The following is a 553-nucleotide window of genomic DNA, read 5'->3' as shown; positions in this document are numbered from 1 at the left end:
CCGATCCTGCTTGAACAAAACGAAAGATATTATCGATGAATAGAAGCACGTCTTGCTTATTAACATCTCGGAAATATTCTGCCATAGTTAGGGCAGTCAAACCAACTCTCATACGAGCTCCTGGCGGTTCATTCATTTGGCCATAGACTAGAGCTACCTTTGATTCCTCAAGATTTTTTTCATTAATTACTCCAGATTCCTTCATTTCCATATAAAGATCATTTCCTTCACGAGTCCGTTCCCCTACTCCGCCAAATACGGATACGCCCCCGTGAGCTTTAGCAATATTGTTGATTAATTCCATGATGAGTACTGTTTTACCTACTCCAGCTCCCCCAAATAGTCCGATTTTTCCTCCACGCCGATAAGGAGCTAAAAGATCGACCACCTTAATACCAGTTTCAAAGATGGATAATTTCGTATCTAACTCGATAAAGGCGGGCGCGGATCTATGAATAGGGAATGTTGCACTAGTATCTACAGGACCCAAATTGTCAACAGGCTCCCCAAGAACGTTGAAAATTCGTCCAAGAGTAGCTCCACCGACAGGAAC

The 553-nt window shown here is 42.9% G+C and carries 1 pseudogene; it reads right to left on the bottom strand.

Annotated elements, in window-relative coordinates:
* Positions 1 to 553 (bottom strand): annotated as a pseudogene (locus tag QQK43_RS23820) (F0F1 ATP synthase subunit beta); the annotation flags it as partial.

The sequence above is a fragment of the Hydrogenophaga electricum genome, from assembly GCF_030160815.1.
Taxonomy (GTDB): domain Bacteria; phylum Pseudomonadota; class Gammaproteobacteria; order Burkholderiales; family Burkholderiaceae_C; genus Hydrogenophaga; species Hydrogenophaga electricum.
The sequence above is the reverse complement of the archived record's forward strand: the minus strand, read 5'-3'. Positions and strand labels throughout refer to the sequence as shown.